This is a genomic window from Streptomyces sp. 840.1 (assembly GCF_003751445.1).
GTDB lineage: Bacteria > Actinomycetota > Actinomycetes > Streptomycetales > Streptomycetaceae > Streptomyces.
Genome location: NZ_RJUU01000002.1, coordinates 1,103,446 through 1,119,718, shown reverse-complemented (window position 1 = coordinate 1,119,718; position 16,273 = coordinate 1,103,446). Strand labels below are relative to the sequence as shown.

15 protein-coding genes are annotated in these 16,273 nt (G+C 72.6%); 8 read left to right on the top strand and 7 right to left on the bottom strand.

Annotation, left to right across the window (positions count from 1 at the left end):
* Positions 1-49 precede the first annotated feature (49 nt).
* Positions 50-682 (top strand): class I SAM-dependent methyltransferase, encoded by a 633-nt coding sequence (locus EDD93_RS31065; protein WP_123528805.1) that lies wholly within the window; start codon positions 50-52, stop codon positions 680-682.
* Positions 683-858: 176 nt separating this feature from the next.
* Positions 859-1,431, top strand: a complete 573-nt coding sequence (locus EDD93_RS31060; RefSeq protein ID WP_123528804.1) for a GNAT family N-acetyltransferase — start codon at positions 859-861, stop codon at positions 1,429-1,431.
* A gap of 49 nt (positions 1,432-1,480) precedes the next feature.
* On the opposite strand, the gene EDD93_RS31055 is transcribed toward EDD93_RS31060, so the two are convergent.
* Complete coding sequence (locus EDD93_RS31055; protein ID WP_123528803.1) at positions 1,481-2,419, bottom strand: SDR family oxidoreductase; 939 nt, start codon at positions 2,417-2,419, stop codon at positions 1,481-1,483.
* A 120-nt stretch (positions 2,420-2,539) separates the two neighbouring features.
* Between EDD93_RS31055 and EDD93_RS31050 the strand changes: the two genes are divergently transcribed.
* A complete protein-coding gene (locus EDD93_RS31050) occupies positions 2,540-3,106 on the top strand; it encodes a TetR family transcriptional regulator (RefSeq protein ID WP_123528802.1) in 567 nt (188 codons plus the stop codon).
* A gap of 130 nt (positions 3,107-3,236) precedes the next feature.
* Positions 3,237-3,884 carry a hypothetical protein gene (locus tag EDD93_RS31045; protein WP_260256009.1) on the top strand — a complete coding sequence of 216 codons (648 nt, stop codon included), beginning with the start codon at positions 3,237-3,239 and terminating at the stop codon, positions 3,882-3,884.
* 30 nt (positions 3,885-3,914) lie between these two features.
* Here EDD93_RS31045 and EDD93_RS31040 read toward each other — a convergent pair whose 3' ends face one another.
* The 3 genes from EDD93_RS31040 to lnt form a co-directional block, all read right to left on the bottom strand.
* Positions 3,915-5,657, bottom strand: coding sequence for a serine/threonine-protein kinase (locus tag EDD93_RS31040; protein WP_123529474.1), 1,743 nt, complete (start codon positions 5,655-5,657; stop codon positions 3,915-3,917).
* Between the two features lie 147 nt (positions 5,658-5,804).
* Positions 5,805-6,284: an NUDIX domain-containing protein gene (locus EDD93_RS31035; RefSeq protein ID WP_123528801.1), complete on the bottom strand. Its 480-nt coding sequence runs from the start codon at positions 6,282-6,284 to the stop codon at positions 5,805-5,807.
* Between the two features lie 30 nt (positions 6,285-6,314).
* The gene (gene lnt, locus EDD93_RS31030; RefSeq protein ID WP_123528800.1) at positions 6,315-7,910 is read right to left on the bottom strand and encodes an apolipoprotein N-acyltransferase; all 1,596 of its coding nucleotides are present in this window, start codon (positions 7,908-7,910) and stop codon (positions 6,315-6,317) included.
* A gap of 199 nt (positions 7,911-8,109) precedes the next feature.
* Between lnt and EDD93_RS31025 the strand changes: the two genes are divergently transcribed.
* Complete coding sequence (locus EDD93_RS31025; RefSeq protein WP_123528799.1) at positions 8,110-9,132, top strand: O-antigen ligase; 1,023 nt, start codon at positions 8,110-8,112, stop codon at positions 9,130-9,132.
* A gap of 63 nt (positions 9,133-9,195) precedes the next feature.
* Here the strand turns inward: EDD93_RS31025 and EDD93_RS31020 are convergent, their stop codons facing one another.
* Complete coding sequence (locus EDD93_RS31020) at positions 9,196-9,759, bottom strand: hypothetical protein (RefSeq protein WP_123528798.1); 564 nt, start codon at positions 9,757-9,759, stop codon at positions 9,196-9,198.
* 69 nt (positions 9,760-9,828) lie between these two features.
* Positions 9,829-10,614 carry a glutamate racemase gene (locus tag EDD93_RS31015; RefSeq protein WP_123529472.1) on the bottom strand — a complete coding sequence of 262 codons (786 nt, stop codon included), beginning with the start codon at positions 10,612-10,614 and terminating at the stop codon, positions 9,829-9,831.
* 58 nt (positions 10,615-10,672) lie between these two features.
* Here EDD93_RS31015 and EDD93_RS31010 point away from each other — a divergent pair, with 58 nt between their 5' ends.
* Positions 10,673-11,845, top strand: a complete 1,173-nt coding sequence (locus EDD93_RS31010; RefSeq protein ID WP_123528797.1) for a glycosyltransferase — start codon at positions 10,673-10,675, stop codon at positions 11,843-11,845.
* Between the two features lie 13 nt (positions 11,846-11,858).
* Here the strand turns inward: EDD93_RS31010 and EDD93_RS31005 are convergent, their stop codons facing one another.
* Positions 11,859-13,187 carry a TerD family protein gene (locus tag EDD93_RS31005; RefSeq protein ID WP_398905654.1) on the bottom strand — a complete coding sequence of 443 codons (1,329 nt, stop codon included), beginning with the start codon at positions 13,185-13,187 and terminating at the stop codon, positions 11,859-11,861.
* 162 nt (positions 13,188-13,349) lie between these two features.
* On the opposite strand from EDD93_RS31005, the gene EDD93_RS31000 reads away from it, so the two are divergent.
* Together EDD93_RS31000 and EDD93_RS40735 are read left to right on the top strand one after the other, a co-directional pair.
* Complete coding sequence (locus tag EDD93_RS31000) at positions 13,350-13,712, top strand: hypothetical protein (protein ID WP_221217364.1); 363 nt, start codon at positions 13,350-13,352, stop codon at positions 13,710-13,712.
* Positions 13,713-13,959: 247 nt separating this feature from the next.
* Positions 13,960-16,212: a glycosyl hydrolase family 18 protein gene (locus EDD93_RS40735; RefSeq protein WP_311318342.1), complete on the top strand. Its 2,253-nt coding sequence runs from the start codon at positions 13,960-13,962 to the stop codon at positions 16,210-16,212.
* Positions 16,213-16,273 lie beyond the last annotated feature (61 nt).

Genomic DNA, 16,273 nt, shown 5'->3' with positions numbered 1-16,273 from the left:
CCGGAGGCCGGCAGGCCGGCGGCGGCAGCACGAGAAGGAGTGGATCGCGATGGACGCAGAGCAACAACCCACCGCCGCTGCGCTGTTCGACGCCATCGGCGCCGAGTACGAGCAGGCGTTCGCCGGATCGGCCGCCCACCACGCCTCGCTGGAACTGCTGCTGGAGCACCTGGCACCGCACAGCCGGGTGCTGGACGTGGGCAGCGGTACCGGGCGGCCGACCGCGCAGGTTCTCACCGACGCCGGTCATGAGGTGCTCGGGGTCGATGTCTCGCCGGTCATGGTGGACATCGCGTCCCGGCAGGTGCCCCGGGCCGTGTTCCGCTGTGCCGATATCCGCGAACTGCCACTGGAGGACGGGAGTCTCGACGCCGCGTGTGTGTACTTCTCGCTCCTGCAGATGTCGCGCACCGAACAGGCGACGGTACTGGCCAGGCTCGGGCGGGCGCTGCGGAGCAGCGGTCATCTGGCTGTCGCGACAGTGCCGTTGGACCTGGAGGACGTGAGCGGTGAGTTCATGGGGCGGCCGGCGCGGGTGACCAGCTTCGGACCTGCGGAGTTCACCGCACGTGTGGTCGGGGCCGGATTCGCGGTCCTGTCGGAAACCAGCAGTGTGTTCACTCCGGCCCATCCGGCGGCAGTGCCCGAACCGCACCTGTTCCTGCTCGCCCGGCGCGGCTGACGGCGCCCGGGGCCCGCGCGGGACCAATGGGCTGGGTGCCTCCCCCCGAAGCCCTGCCGGGAGGCACACCGCGCCTTGATCGCCAACGGGCCGGCCGATCCAGGGTCTTTCATCTGGATCATGCCGGACACCCCGAGCCCGGCACGATCCAGACGAGAGGCCCTAACCTGGCCCGCATGACTGACAGCCGACGGATCACCTGGCCGACCGCCCCCATAATGACCGAGCGGCTCGTCCTGCGGCAGTCCGGGCCCCAGGACCGCGCATTGACCATCGAGCTGAACGCCTCACCGGAGGTGACCACGTACCTCGGTGGCCCACAGCCGCGTGAGGAGCTCGAACGCAAGGTGCCCGAAGTGCCCGGCCGGCGGCCAGGCTTCTTCGTGGCCGAGCTCGACGGGGCACCGGTCGGCACGATCCTGCTCGATCCGCACGACGAGCGTCCGGGGCACATCCGTCCGGACATCGGGAACACCGAGCTCGCCTACCTCTTCCTGCCCCAGGTCTGGGGTCGGGGGTACGCCGCCGAGGCGTGCGCGGCGGCACTCGCCTGGTTCGCGGGCGAGCTGCCCGGCGAGGCGGTGGTGCTCCGCACCCAGACCGCCAACGAGGCCTCGATGCGTCTCGCGGCAAGGCTGGGGTTCACCGAGGTGGAGCGGTTCCAGGACTACGGTGCCGAGCAGTGGTTCGGCGTGTGGACCCCGGCACAACGACCGGGCACGCCGGGCCCGTTCACCCCCAGGCCCTGACCGGGCCGCCCGGCCCTCGGTGAATCAGGCGGCGTGCACCTCCTGATCCTCAGGCGTGCCCGGCGGGCGGGGCGTCGAAGTAGTGCCCCTTGCCGAGGTCGTCGAGGAGCCCGGGGTGGGCCGGCTGCCACCCGAGCAGCTCACGGGTCAGGGCGCTCGACGCCGGGCCGTCCATGCCCAGGACGCCGCCGAGCCAGCCGAAGTGCTCGACCGCGCCCTCCGCCGGGACAGCGGCCACGGGGACGCCGAGGCCGCGTCCGATCACCTCGGCGACCTCGCGGATCGGGACCCCCTCATCGGCGGTCGCGTGCAGCGCCGATCCCGCCGGGGCCTGCTCCAGCGCCAGGCGGAAGAGGCGTGCGGCATCGGACCGGGCCACGGCAGGCCAGCGGTTGGAACCGTCACCGACATAGGCGGAGACCCCCTTGTCACGGGCGACGCCGACAACGGAGGCGATGAAGCCCTGGTCCCCGTCACCGTGCACCGTCGGGGGAAGCCGGACCACGGATGAGCGGACACCCCGGGAGGCGAAGGAGAGCGTCAGCTGCGCATTGGCCAGCCGCGCCCTCGCCGCCTCGAACGGCGCCTCCCGGCCGGGGGCGAGCCCGTCCTGCTCCGTCGCGACCCGCCCCGGCGCGAGCCCCAACGTCCCGGACGCGATGACGAAGGGCCGGCCGGAGCCCGCGAGCGCCTCACCGAACGCCTCGATCGCCGCGCGGTCCGAGTCGGCGGCCTCCTGGAAGTTCCCCGAGAACGCTATGTCGTGCTTGAACGCGAGGTGGATCACTCCGTCCGAGGCTTCGGCGGCGCTCCGCAGCTCGTCGAGATCGTCGAGGCTGCCGCGCCGCACCTCGGCCCCCGCCGCTTCGAGCGCGGCCGCCGAGGCGTCCGAGCGGGCGAGCCCGACGACCTGATGGCCCGCGCCGATGAGCTCGGGAACGACGGCGGAACCGATCCAGCCCGACGCTCCGGTAACGAAAACGCGCATGGGAAACCTCCCGGATATGCCGACCGTCCACGCCCCGAGGAGCACCCGGACAGTCGATGTCAGCAACTGTCATCACCGTACACCCGATGGCAGTCACTGTCATCACATAGAATCACCGCTATGGGCAGATGGGAGCCGAACGCGCGCGGCAGGCTGGAAGAGGCCGCGATGGATCTCTACAGCGAGCGCGGGTTCGAACAGACGACCGTGACGGAGATCGCCAGACGGGCGGGGCTCACCGAGCGGACGTTCTTCAGGCACTTCAGCGACAAGCGCGAAGTCCTGTTCGCGGGCTCGTCCGCGCTGCAGGGCCTCTTCGTGGACACGCTCACAGAGGTACCCGCGTCGGCGGCTCCGATCGATGCCGTGGCCGCGGCGCTCGATGCGGCGGCGGCCGTCTTCCAGGACCGTCACGCATACGCCCGGCAGCGCCAGATGATCATCGCCGCCAATGCCGAGCTGCAGGAACGCGAACTGATCAAGCTCGCGAAGCTCTCCGCGGCGATCTCCGACACCCTGCGCCGGCGCGGCGTCCCGGAGCCGGCGGCGAGCCTGGCCGCCGAGGCGGGGATCGCCGTCTTCAAGGTGACGTTCGAGCGCTGGATCGCGGCAACCGGCTCCCCGGACATGTCGCGGCTCATCCGCGAGTCGCTCGACGAGCTCAAGGCCGTGACAGCGGGCGCCTGACCCCGCGCCACCCTTCCACGGCATCCCGGGCGGGCGCCGGGATACCCAACCGCATCCGGGCGCCGGGATGCCGAACCGCATATCAGCGCATACCTTCCACTTGGCTCATGTTCGCGCTCGGGAGGTGCTGATGCGGAAGGCAGGCCGCACTCCGCGCCGGGCACCCGGCGGCTCCGGCCCGAGGGCGGGCGGGACGCCGGCCCGTGCCGCGCCCGCAGGCCTGCTCGCCGCGGCACTCCTGCTCTCGGCGGCGGCGTCCCCGTCGTACGCCGCATCGCCGCCGAGCAGGTCACCCTCGACCGGGCCGGCATCGTCCTGGGCAGGGTCGCTCAGGTCCCAACCGCCGTCGACCGGTCCGAACCAGGTCTACCGCTACGGCTACTCGCTGGGCTTCCACCCCTTCACCAGCCCCCACGACGTGCGGGAGCAGCTCACCGGCAACTTCTGGCTGTTTCCGGTGAGCGGTGACTGCCCGGCCGTGCTCCACCCGGGCGACGCATGCGATCTGCTGGGCGGAAACCCGGTCCGGGTGGAGACGATCGGGTACGACAGCCTCCAGATCGCGACGCTTCCCGGCCACAGCCTCGGCGAGGGGATGCACATCCGGTTCACGTTCGCCCGCAGTCTCGGCCTGCACTGCCTGGTCGTCAGCGCCTGGCAGGACCGGCCGACGCCGTGCAGCGAGCGGACGCTGTGCAGCGCGGCGAGCCGCGCGGGTGCCTGGGCCCTGTGGCGCGTCCTCGCCGAGACCCTGAGCGTGTCCGCCTACGCCGCCTGACCCGGCCGGCCGGGGCGGACAGGCACCGCCTCAGGCGTGGAAGCCGTTGCACACGACGGGGGTGTACTCCTTGGGCCCTCCGTCGACGCGGTAGATCATCACCGTCCAGTCGCCCCGGTCGTCTCCCACCGGGATCGCGTCGAGGGTCTTCGCACCGAAATGGGCCCGGAAGTCGTCCGGGTACGTGAGGCTGACGGCTCCGCCGGAGGACCAGTGCGAGTAGATGTCGACCGGCTTGCTGGTGAAGCCGATGCCCTTGGCCCCGGACGCGAGCGGCCGCCCGGTGGCGCGGTCCGTCTCGTGCGGGGGCCGCACACCCACCGACACGTAGTAGGGCGCGGGCCGCTTCCCCTTGCCCGCGTCCTCGAACCGCATCGACACCGAGGCGGTGTCCGAGCCGGAGGTGTGCGAGACGCTGGACATCAGGCCGGCCGGCGGAAAGGACTCGGGAACGCGGTCCGGAACGCAGCGGCCACTGCCCAGGGCGGCCTGGCCGGGATCGTCCGACAGGGTCCAGCGGTCCTTCGAGACACGGTCGTTCTCTATGTGGCCGGGTGGTCCCGCCGTCCTGTCAGCGGTTGCCGAACGGCTCGCGGCCGGCCGGCCGGACACGGTGGCACCTGGCTCGGCCGAGGCATCGGAACCCTTGCCGTCCGTCTCCGGGAGCAGCCAGACCGTCAGCGGCACCGCGATCGCCACCGCGCACACGGCGGCCCAGACCCTCCCCCGCCGCGCGCTGCCCCGGCCCGGACTGCCGGACGGCTCCGCGTCGGCCGGTGCGGGCGCCGCCACCGGCTGATCGGCCGGCTCATGCTCCGCACGCCGTGTCGGGGCGGTGGTGTCCCGCGCCGGCACCGTTTCCGGCTCCGCCCGCGCACCGGGCACCATGGGCCGCGTGATCTCGTCCCCCGGTACGGCGCCGGGCCCGGCGGAACGGACGAGCCTGCCGTAGTGGGCGTCCGACGCCAGCGGCGAGTCCACCCCGCACAGCGCGATCACGACGGCCGGCTGCGGCCGCTCCGCCGGATCCTTGTCCACGCACATGCGGATCAGGGCTGCCAGGTCCGGCCGCACGCCCGCCAGGTCGATCTCCTCGTGCACGCTCCGGTAACTGACCGAGGCGGCGTCGCCCGTGCCGTACGGGGGCCGGCCGGTCGCGGTGTACGCGAGCGTCGCACCCAGTGCGAAGACATCCGCCGCAGGGCCCGCCTCGTTGCCCAGCAGGACCTCGGGGGCCGTGTATCCGGGTGTCCCCGAGACCATTCCCTCCCGGGTGAGGACCGACTGATCGACCGCCCGTGCGATCCCGAAGTCGATCAGCTGCGGTCCCTGCGGGGACAGGATGACGTTGTGCGGCTTCAGGTCCCGGTGCGTGACTCCGTGTACGTGGACCGCTGCCAGCCCCTCGGCCAGCGCGGCCAGCAGCCGCAGCGCGCTGTCCGGCGGGAAGGGGCCGCCCGCGCCGACGGCGGCCCGCAGTGTGGGCCCCGGCACGTACTCCGTGGCGAGCCAGTACGGGGACGTGCCGAGCGACGCCTCGATCAACTGGGCGGTGTACACGCTGCGCACGGTCTCCACGGTCGCGGCCTCGCGCCGGAACCGGGCCAGCACCTCGGGGTGATCGCTGATCTCGTCCCGGATGACCTTGACCGCCACCAGCCGGCCACCGGGCGACCGGCCGAGATACACCTGCCCCATGCCGCCCGCGCCGAGGCGGGCGAGCAACTGGTAGGCGCCTATTCGCGCGGGGTCCTGGGGCCTCAGTGCGTCCACGGCCCGACTGTGCCACATCCGCACCCGGCGGACCACAACTCCCGCCCGGACGACCGGGGTCGGCGCACCGGGCGGCGACCCCGCCGCATTCCTGCCGGCGTTCCGGACCGGGCGGCGGCCGTCCGGATCCCGCCCGGCCCGTCGCGTTCAACGCGCGTCGGTGGCCTCGAACCAGGTCGGTCCGTCGCTGAGCGACTGCTTGATGCGCAGCAGCGCGAACTCGTCCAGCGGCGGCAGCGAGTCGACCCCGAACCAGCCCACCTCCAGCGACTCGTCGTCATTGACGCGGGCCTCGCCACCGGTGGCCCGGCAGCGGAAGGTGATGTCCAGGTACTGGCACCGGTCGCCGTTCTCGTACTGTATGGCCGGCAGTGCCTGGGTCAGCACCACGCGTTCCGCGACGCAGTGCACGGCCGTCTCCTCGTACACCTCACGTTCCGCCGTCGCCGCCGGCTGCTCCCCCGGCTCGGCGATGCCGCCGATGATCGACCAGCCTCCGGTGTCCGCACGCCGTCCGAGCAGCACTCTGCCCTCCTCGTCGAAGACGACGGCGCTGACGCCGGGCAGGAGGAGCAGCTGTTGACCCGCGGTGGCGCGGATCTCGCGGATGAAGTCAGGAGTTGCCATGACATGACCCTACGCGGCGTGCTGAGCCGTTCAGCGGCTGCGGCGTGCCCGTACCGCCCGCGCGCCGACCCAGCCGAGGCCGATGACCGCGAGCAGCGAGAGCACACCTTCGGGCAGCGGTCCCATCCTGGTCGCGGGGGTCAGCGAGGACCGCAGCGGCACCTCTTCGACCAGCGCGTCCGGGGTGAACATCTTCGTCTTGCGGACGACGGTGCCGTCCGGGCGGATGACCGCGCTGACGCCACTGGTGACGGGGACGACGACGGACCGGCTGTGCTCCACCGCGCGCACCCGGGACATGGCCAGCTGCTGGTAGGTCATCTCGCTGCGGCCGAAGGTGGCGTTGTTGCTGGGGACGGCGATCATCTGGGCACCGTGCTCGACCGTGTCGCGCACGGCGTCGTCGAAGGCGGCCTCGTAGCAGGTGACGAGCCCGACGTAGGTGCCGGACAGGTCGAAGACGCCGACCTTCTTGCCCGGTCCGAAGTCGCGCTGCACCCGGTCCACGTCCGAGCTGAAGACACGCACGAAGGAACGCATCGGCATGTACTCGCCGAACGGCTGGATGTGGCGCTTGTCGTACGTGGCCACCGGGCCCTTGTCCGGGTCCCACTGGATGAGGGTGTTGCGCAGCTTGCCGGTGTCGGGCTCGACGACCGCGCCGACGACGGTCGGCACCCCGATGGCCTTCACCGCGTCGTCGATCACGATCTTGGCGTCGGCGTTGCGGTAGGGGTCGAGGTCGGAGGAGTTCTCCGGCCACAGGACGAAGTCGGGCTGCGGCACCTTGCCCGCCTTCACGTCCCGGGCGAGCTGTTCCGTACGGTTCGCGTGGTTGTCCAGGACGGCGCGGCGCTGGGAGTTGAAGTCGAGGCCGAGCCGGGGCACGTTGCCCTGGACCGCGGCGACGGTCGCGGTGCCGTCCTCGGCCGAGTCGTCCACCAGCGGCAGCGACGCGAGTGCGGCGGCGACCGGGAGCAGGACGGCCGCCGCGGTCACCCCGGCGGCCAGGCGCGGCAGTTCCCCGGTGGCGCGGCGGAGGCGGAAGCGGCGCACCGCCTCGAAGAGTCCGAAGCCGCACAGCACCACGGCGAAGGAGAGCAGCGGGGTGCCGCCGAGCGCGGCGAGCGGCAGGAACACGCTGTCCGCCTGGCCGAAGGCGATCCTGCCCCAGGGGAAGCCGCCGAACGGCACCCTGGCCCGTACGGCCTCGTCCAGGGCCCAGACCGCCGCCGCCCAGAACGGCCGGCCGGGGAGCCGGGACACGGCGGAGATGCCGATGCAGCCCACCGCGATGAACAGTGCCTCGGCGGCCGCCAGCGCCAGCCACGGCACCGGGCCGACCTCTTCTCCCGTCCAGTGCAGCAACGGCAGCATGAAGCCCAGCCCGGCGAGCAGACCGAGCCCGAACGCGGCCCGGAGCCTGCGTTCGAACAGCACCCAGCCGAGCAGTGCGAAACCGGGCAGAACCAGCCACCACAGGGGCCGGGGCGGGAAGCTCGCGTACAGCATCAGCCCGGAGAGCAGGGCTGCGCAGGGACGGACGAGCCGAGGCAGCAGACGCCTGGCTCGATGGACGGAGGCGGGCTTCTGCGGGTCGCCGACCGGGGCGATGGTGGTGCTCACCCGGCGGAGTCTACGGTGGCGGGCTGTGCGCCCAGCAGCCCTGTCCCGATGGCGGAATCCCTACCGCCGGATCGTTTCTCCGTATCTTCCGCACATATCCCCGTTGATGCCGTTAATCTGTGCCGCAGTCCCTCGCCGACCCGGCCGGTTCCGGCCATCGCGCCCGGGACCGTCACAGGCCGGGGGGGGGGCGGACGTGATGACCTCATCCACGGAACGGGCGCCGGCGGGCGGCAGCGCGTCCGACGCAGCCGGTGCGGTGATTCTCGCCGCCTGCGCGATCTGGTCCCTGATCAGCGCGGCGGGCCGGGAGACCCGGCCGGAGGGGGTGCTGCTGGCGCTCCTCGCGGTGGCGGCGGGCTTCGCCTGCGGGCGTATCTGCGGAACGCTGCTGCCGGTGGCCACCGCGGCGGTCGCCGCGCTGGCCGCCCTCGCCATGGCGTTCGTCTGGCGCGACGGGGTGCCCGGTGCCACGGCCACGACGGACACCGCGCCCGGCTACGCCGGGGCGGCTGCCGGGCTGCTGGTGCTCGCGGCCGGCGCGGCCTGTTGCGCTGCGGCGGCGGCCCGCCGGGAGTCCCTGCGGTTCACCCTTCGGCTGCTGGCCCTGGGCACGGCCTGCGCCTCGCTCGTACTCGGCTCGGCCGCGGGGTGCGCGGCCGCGCTCGGGGTGCTGCTGTGCTCGGTCGCCTCGTCCGGGGTGCGGCGGCGGCTGCCCGCTCTCGTCGGGCTCGCCCTGGCCGCCGGTCTGGTCGCCGGCGTCTCCTGGGCCGTGGCCGGGGACGTGCTGCCGGACGGGCTGACGGCCTCCCTGGAGGGCCGGCTCACCGGCAACCGGGTGCGGCTCTGGCAGGACGCCGCGCACCTGGCCGGGCAGCACCCGCTGCGCGGCATCGGCCCCGGCCGCTTCGCCGAGCTGAGCGCCACCGCGCACCAGAGCCTCCACTCCGACGGCAAGCCGCACTCGGCACCCTTGCAGCAGGCGGCCGAGCAGGGCGTGGTGGGGGTGCTGCTGCTGGGGGCCGCGTTCGGCTGGCTGCTGTACGTGCTGTGGCGTTCGCCGCGCGGCACCCCGGTCGTACTGACCGCCGGCGCCGCGCTCACCGCGCTGGCGGTGCTGGCCGGGTTCGGCAACGCGCTGAGCTTCACGCCGGTGACGGCCGGGGCCGGTCTGCTGGCCGGGCTGGCGTCGGCCAGGCGGCCCATCGGGGACGGCGGCTGAGACGGCATCCGGCGCGGCCGGTGCGGTGCGTGGGGCCGGTGCGGTGCGTGGGGCTCCGGTGTTTCAGGCGCCGGCCGGGGTGCCGGTGGCCGGCAGGTGCAGCCGCTCGCGGATGAAGCGGACGCCCGCCTCGGCGTCGTCCACCGTCACCGTGAAGGTCCTGCCGTCGCCGAGCCGGAGCACTAGGCCCTCGCCGCGTCGTACGACCACCGCGGTGCCCTGCTCGGGGCGCCAGCGGTAGCCCCAGCCGCCCCACTGGCGCGGGGTGACCCGGGGCGCGAACTCCGCGCCCACCACATGGGTGAGCAGGATCCGGCGGCGCGGCAGTCCCATGTGGCCGCAGCGCACTTCGAGGGCGTCGCCGTCGACCCGGACGGCCACGTTCACGAAGGCGAGGGTGCCGAAGAGCATCAGCAGTCCGGCCGCCATGCAGCCGATCACCGACATCAGCAGCGGTGCGATACCGGAGGTCCAGGTGGAGCTGACGGCGAGCTGGATGCCGAGCGCCAGGCAGGCGGCGCCCGCAGCGGCGAGCACCCACTGGGTCCGGTTGGTGGCCCGGCCCGTCCAGACCGCCGGGTGGGAGCCGGCTCCGGTGTGCCTCGGTTCTCGGGGATGGTCCCTCATGCCAAGCAGCGTACTGAAGAAACCGCGCGGCGGAACGGGTCCGGCGGCCCCGGCCGGGTCGCCCGGGGGTCAGCGGGCGGGGGTGGCCGCCATGAGGCGACGCCCCTCCGGGTAGGCCAGAGCGGCTTCGGGCATCTCGGACACCTGGCCGCCGAGGAGCACCACGAGACCGGTGCCCGGTTCGGCCGACGGAGCGGGTTCGGCCCCGATCCGGCGCAGCGCCTGGGCCGCGACGGCCCCGGCGGAGGGGTACAGGGCCACGGCGGGCCGGCCGGGCTGCCGCACGGCGTCGCGGATGCGCTCGGCGACCAGCTCGTAGTGGGTGCAGCCGAGCACGACGCCCCGGACATCGGGCGGGGTGAGCGCGGCGGCCGCCGCGATGGCCCGGTCGACGCTCTCCTCGTCCGCGTACTGCACGGCGTCGGCGAGGCCGGGACAGGGGACCTCGGTGACGGCGGCGGAGCCGGCGAAGTCCCTGATGAGTCCTCGCTGGTACGGGCTGCCGGTGGTCGACGGGGTGGCCCAGATCGCGAACGGTCCGCCCGCGGCAGCGGCGGGCTTGATCGCGGGAACGGTCCCGATGACCGGCAGGCCGGGTTCGAGCTCCGCCCGCAGCGCCGCCAGGGCGCGTACGGAGGCGGTGTTGCAGGCGACGATCAGCGCGTCCGGGCGGTGGGCGGCGGCGGCGCGGGCCACGGCGAGCGCTTGCTCCGTCACGTACTCGGGGGTGCGCGGGCCCCAGGGCATGCTCGCGGGGTCCGAGGAGAGCACCAGATCGGCGTCCGGCCGCAGCCGGCGTACTTCTTCTGCGGCGGCGAGCAGGCCGATTCCGGAGTCCATGAGCGCGATCTTCACCCGGTCACCATAGTCGACCACCCTTGCGGTCCCGGCTCAGTGGGGCAGACTTCGGCCAATGACCGCCATTGTCTGGATCGCCGTGGGTTCCCTCGCCTCGTGGGTGTGGCTGCTGCTGGGACAGGGCTTCTTCTGGCGGACGGACCAGCGGCTTCCGGACCGCGCGGAACCCGGGGACTGGCCGTCCGTCGCGATCGTCGTCCCGGCACGGGACGAGGCCGACATGCTCCCGGTGAGCCTGCCGTCGCTGATGGCGCAGGACTATCCGGGACCGGCCGAGATCTTCCTGGTCGACGACTGCAGCGAGGACGGCACCCCGGATGTGGCCCGTGCGCTGGCCGTGCGGCACGGCGGGCTTCCGGTGACCGTGGTGTCGCCCGGGGAACTCCGGGCGGGCTGGACGGGCAAGCTCTGGGCCGTACGGCACGGGATGGCGGTGGCACGGGCCAGGGAACCGGAGTACCTGCTGCTCACGGACGCCGATATCGCGCACGAGCCGGACAGTCTGCGGGAGCTGGTGGCGGCAGCCGGGGCGGGCGGGTTCGATCTGGTCTCGCAGATGGCGCGGCTGCGGGTCCAGAGCACCTGGGAGCGGCTCGTCGTACCGGCCTTCGTCTACTTCTTCTCGCAGCTCTACCCGTTCCGCCGGGTGAACCGGGCGGGCTCGCGGACCGCGGCGGCCGCGGGCGGCTGCGTACTGCTGCGGACCGAGGCCGCCGTCCGGGCACGGGTGCCGGAGTCGATCCGGCAGGCGGTGATCGACGACGTGTCGCTGGCCCGTGCGGTGCGGGACAGCGGCGGCCGGATCTGGCTGGGGCTCGCGGACCGGGTGGACAGTGTGCGGCCGTACCCGTGCCTCACCGACCTGTGGCGGATGATCTCCCGCAGCGCCTACGCCCAGCTGCGGCACAACCCGCTGCTGCTGCTCGGGACGGTGCTGGGGCTCGCGCTCGTCTACCTCGCGCCGCCGGTGACGCTCGTGGCGGGGCTGTTGGCCGGCAACGGCGCGGCCGCCTGGGCGGGCGGCGCGGCCTGGGTCGTGATGGCCGCGACGTACATGCCGATGCTGGGGTACTACCGGCAGTCCCTGTGGCTGGCTCCGCTGCTGCCGTTCACCGCGCTCCTGTACCTGCTGATGACGGTCGATTCGGCCGTCCAGCACTACCGGGGCCGCGGCGCGGCCTGGAAGGGGCGTACCTACGCGCGCCCCGAGGCCGCACCGGACCAGTGACCTGCGGGCGGGCTCATTTGCGGCCGGGGGTCCAGTTCATGCCCCAGCCGTAGGCCTGGTCGATGGTGCGCTGCGGGCTCACCCCGCGCTGCGGCACCAGGTAACGGGCCTCCCGCTGCACGGTGAGGTCGCCCCCGTCGTTACTGATGAGCGCGAGCGCGCAGACCGTGGACGGGACGGTGCACTCGTCCAGCGAGAAGTCGATCGCGGCGCCGTGCTGGGGCTGGAGGGTCACCGTCGCGTGCAGATCGGCGAAGCTCCGGGCCCCCTCGTAGATGGTGACGAAGATCAGGATGCGGCGGATCCTGGACTTCTGGTCGAGGTTGACCGTCAGGTTCTCGCCGGAGGCCGTGGCGCCCGTCCGGTCGTCGCCGTCGAGGTGGATGTAGGGCGCCTGCTGGAGGGCGCCGAAGGCGTTACCGAGTGCCTGCACCACGCCCTTGCGTCCGTCGGCCAGCTCGTAGAGCGCGCAGAGATCGAGATCGAGGTCCGCGTGGTTCGCGACGGCCCGGCCGAGCTTGCTCCCCCACCCCTTGAACTGCTTGCGCACCTCCCAGTTGAGATTGACGCGCATGGATCCCGAGGTGCCGCCCTGCTTGGCGAGCGAGACCGACGGCGCCTCCTTGGTGAGCGTCACCTTGGTGAGCCGGACGGGCTGGGTGACTGGCGGGGCCGGAGGTGCGGGCGGGGCCGGCGGGGCGGCGGCAGGCTGCTGCTGCGGCGGCGGTACCGAGTCAACTCGCGTTGCCGGATTGGGCTGCTGAGGCTGCTGGGACTGCGGGGGCGTTTGGGGCTGCGGTGCCCGCTGCGGCTGCTGCGGCTGCTGGGCCCGCTGCGCCTGCTGCGGTTCATCGACGGAGATCCCGAAGTCCGTGGCGAGGCCTTCGAGTCCGGTCCCGTACCCCTGGCCCACGGCCCGGAACTTCCAGGCGCCCTGGCGCCGGTAGAGCTCACCGAGGATGAACGCGGTCTCGACCGTGGCGTCGGCGCTGTCGAACCGCGCCAGTTCGGAGCCGTCCGCCGTGTCCGTGATCCGTACGTACAGACCGGTCACGCGGCCGAACGTGCCGCCGTCCGCCGAGGCGGCCAGCACGATGCGCTCCACGGCGGGCTCCACCCGTGCCAGATCGACGGCCAGGCTGTCGGTGGTCGCCGCGCCGCTGACTTGCTTGCCCTCGTGACGCACCGCACCGGATGCGTGGGCCGGCTGGTTGTAGAAGACGAAGTCCGCGTCGCTGCGGACCTTGCCCGTGCCGAGGAGAAGGAGCGCCGAGGCGTCCACGTCCGGCGTACCGGGAGCGGTGTGCCAGCCCAGTTCGACGCGCACGGCCTGTGCCGCCACTGGAACATTCGTTCCCTTTAGCATGGTCATGCTCGCCCCCATCGTGAGTCCGGCTGCCGAGACCTTTCCGGTCAACCTAATGCTTTGCGCGGCGGGGCCTCCAGCTTCGGCCTCGGAAGCCGCGTGGCCCGCGCGCCGGAGGGGGCCGGCGGCGAGCAGGGGGTGTCGTCAGAACTGATCCACCCGCGAAGACACTTGATCCATGCCGTCTGCTCGGCCGGCGGGCGGCCCCACGCGGCCGGGCAGCCGGGGCAGCTCATCGAGTACTGGCAAAAGCCCGAGGCACAGGCCCGGCGGCTGTACGAACTGAAGCACTCGGCGCGCACCTCGCTCCTGGTCTTCCAGTCCGGGGCCAACACCGTCGCGCCGGCCCCGTCCACACTGGTCACGTCCGGGGAAGCCGCGGCCGACGCCGATGCCGATGCCGATGCCGATGCCGAGAACGAGATGCCCGCGCCGCCCTCGCCGGGCGGCGAGCCGTCCGGTGTGATGCCGACGGAGCCGTCACCGACCTGGGCACGATGACACGGCTGCCCGACTTCGGGTTCAGCGCCAAGGCACTGAAGGTCAACGACGCGGGCTGGACCACGGGAGTACAGACCGGGCCAGCTGGCGCGATGCCTCCGCGCCGCACAATTGGTCTAATCCAAATTCCTCCGACTGTCTGCCGCACCCCTTGACGGGCACATTGGTCCAGTCCAATCTCGTGGACGTGCCGCTAGATGTGGCATGAACACATCCCCTGGTGCGGTCCGTCCCCCACGGAGGTTGCATGATGCGCGCAAACCCACCCGGCCCCGGAGTTGCGGCCGTCCGCGGCCCGGCACGACGCACCGCCCTGCGCCACAGCGCCCTGGCGGTGGCCGCCGTCCTCGTCGCCTCGGCCGCGGCGCTCGCCGCAGTGCCGGGTTCCGCTGCCGCGACGGACGCCGAACTGCTCGCCAACCCCGGCTTCGAGACCGGGTCCCTGGACGGGTGGACGTGCGCCGCCGGTGCCGCATCGGCCGCCCCCGCGCACAGCGGCTCGGGCGCGCTGGCCGCCACCACCACGGCCTCGGACACCGGCCGGTGCAGCCAGACCGTGACCGTGCGGCCGAAGACGACGTACACCCTCGCCGGCTGGGTCCAGGGCAGCTACGTGTACCTGGGCGCGACCGGCACGGGCGTCGACGCGAGCGCCTGGGCGCCGGACGCCGCCTCGTGGAAGCGGCTGTCCACCACCTTCACCACCGGCGCCGGCACCACATCGGTGACCGTCTTCACCCATGGCTGGTACGGCCAGGGCACTTACCACGCGGACGACCTCACGCTGACCGGCCCCGCCGCAGACCCCACCGAGCCGCCGACCACTCCCCCGGCCACCCCACCGACGACCCCGCCGCCGACCACCGACCCGAACGGCCCCACCGGCGACGGCAAGGTCAGCACCCCCACCGGCCTGGTCTCGACGAAGGTCACCGGGAACGCCGTCGTACTGAAGTGGAACCAGTCGACGGACTCATCGCAGAACGGCGACGTACCCGCGTACAAGGTCTACGCAAAGGGCGCGATCGCCGCCACCTCCATGGGCACCACCGTCGCGGTCAGCTCCCTCCAGCCGCGCACCTCCTACACCTTCACCGTGCAGGGCTACGACCGGGCCGGCCACGCCTCGGGCCAGTCCGCGCCCGTCACCGTGACGACCGGCGACGCGCCGGCCGCGAAGCCGTACGCCTCCGCCTACTTCGACCAGTGGGGGATCTACGAGAACGCGTACTACCCGAAGCAGATCGGCACCAGCGGTGCGGCGGCCGGGCTCGACGTGGTGACGTACGCCTTCGAGAACGTCCATCCCACGACGCACAAGTGCTTCGAGGCCATCAAGGCGTCGGACGCGGGCAACGAGGACAATCCCAACGCGGGCGACGGCGCCGGTGACGCCTACGCCGACTACCAGGCCGACGTGGCGGCGGGCGACAGCGTGGACGGCACGGCCGACGTCTACGAGCAGCCGCTCAAGGGCAACTTCAACCAGCTGCGCGCCCTCAAGGCCAAGTACCCCAATCTGCGGCTGACCGTGTCACTGGGCGGCTGGACCTACTCCAAGTACTTCTCCGACGCCGCCGCCACCGACGCGTCCCGGAAGGCGTACGTCTCCTCCTGCATCGACATGTTCATGAAGGGCAACCTGCCGAAGAACGTCCAGGGCGACCCGTCCGGCGGCGTGGCCTCTGCGGCCGGCATCTTCGACGGCATCGACATCGACTGGGAGTACCCGGGATCGGCCGGGGGCCACACCGGCAACCACTACGCCGCCGCGGACAAGGCCAACTTCACCCTCCTCCTGAAGGAGTTCCGCACCCAGCTCGACGCGTACGGCGCGACGGTCGGCAAGAAGTTCCTGCTGACGGCGGCACTGCCCAGCGGGCAGGACAAGATCAAGTACCTGGAGACGGACAAGATCGGCGCCTATCTGGACTACGCCGACGTCATGACGTACGACATGCACGGCTCCTGGGACGCGACCGGGCCCACCAACCACCAGGACCCGCTGCACGACAGCCCCGCCGACCCGACCGCCCCGATCGAACCGGGCGGTGCCAGGTACAACCTGGACACGGCGGTCACCGCCTACACCGAGGGACTGCCCGAGTACGGCATCAGCGGCGGCTTCCCCGCCTCGAAGCTGGTGCTCGGCGTGCCGTTCTACTGGCGCGGCTGGACCGGTGTGCCCGCCGGGACGGATTACGGGCTCTACCAGAGCGCCACCGGCCCCACGCCCGCCAAGCCCCTGAGCCAGGAGGCCGGACTCGCGGCCTGGAAGGAACTGAACCCGACGGCGGCGCAGACCCACTGGGATCCCGTCACCGCGAGCTCATGGATCTACGACGGCACCAACTTCTGGACCGGCGACACTCCCCGGGCCATCGAGGCCCGCGCCGCGTACGCCGCCGAGAAGGGGCTGGCCGGTATGTTCGCCTTCTCCCTGGAGAACGACGACGCTTCGGGCACCCTGCTCAACGCGATGACCGGCAGCCTCGGCTGAGCGGTCGCACCCACGCACCACGTACCGAGGGCCGCCCGGGAACTCCCGGGCGGCCCTCGGC

Excerpts from the sequence above, each read along its gene's own strand:
- EDD93_RS31055 (WP_123528803.1), bottom strand. The coding sequence starts at position 2,419 with ATGCGCGTTTTCGTTACCGGAGCGTCGGGCTGGATCGGTTCCGCCGTC.
- EDD93_RS31045 (WP_260256009.1), top strand. The coding sequence starts at position 3,237 with ATGCGGAAGGCAGGCCGCACTCCGCGCCGGGCACCCGGCGGCTCCGGC.
- EDD93_RS31035 (WP_123528801.1), bottom strand. The coding sequence starts at position 6,284 with ATGGCAACTCCTGACTTCATCCGCGAGATCCGCGCCACCGCGGGTCAA.
- EDD93_RS31025 (WP_123528799.1), top strand. The coding sequence starts at position 8,110 with ATGACCTCATCCACGGAACGGGCGCCGGCGGGCGGCAGCGCGTCCGAC.
- EDD93_RS31010 (WP_123528797.1), top strand. The coding sequence starts at position 10,673 with ATGACCGCCATTGTCTGGATCGCCGTGGGTTCCCTCGCCTCGTGGGTG.
- EDD93_RS31060 (WP_123528804.1), top strand. The coding sequence starts at position 859 with ATGACTGACAGCCGACGGATCACCTGGCCGACCGCCCCCATAATGACC.
- EDD93_RS31050 (WP_123528802.1), top strand. The coding sequence starts at position 2,540 with ATGGGCAGATGGGAGCCGAACGCGCGCGGCAGGCTGGAAGAGGCCGCG.
- EDD93_RS40735 (WP_311318342.1), top strand. The coding sequence starts at position 13,960 with ATGATGCGCGCAAACCCACCCGGCCCCGGAGTTGCGGCCGTCCGCGGC.
- EDD93_RS31065 (WP_123528805.1), top strand. The coding sequence starts at position 50 with ATGGACGCAGAGCAACAACCCACCGCCGCTGCGCTGTTCGACGCCATC.
- EDD93_RS31020 (WP_123528798.1), bottom strand. The coding sequence starts at position 9,759 with ATGAGGGACCATCCCCGAGAACCGAGGCACACCGGAGCCGGCTCCCAC.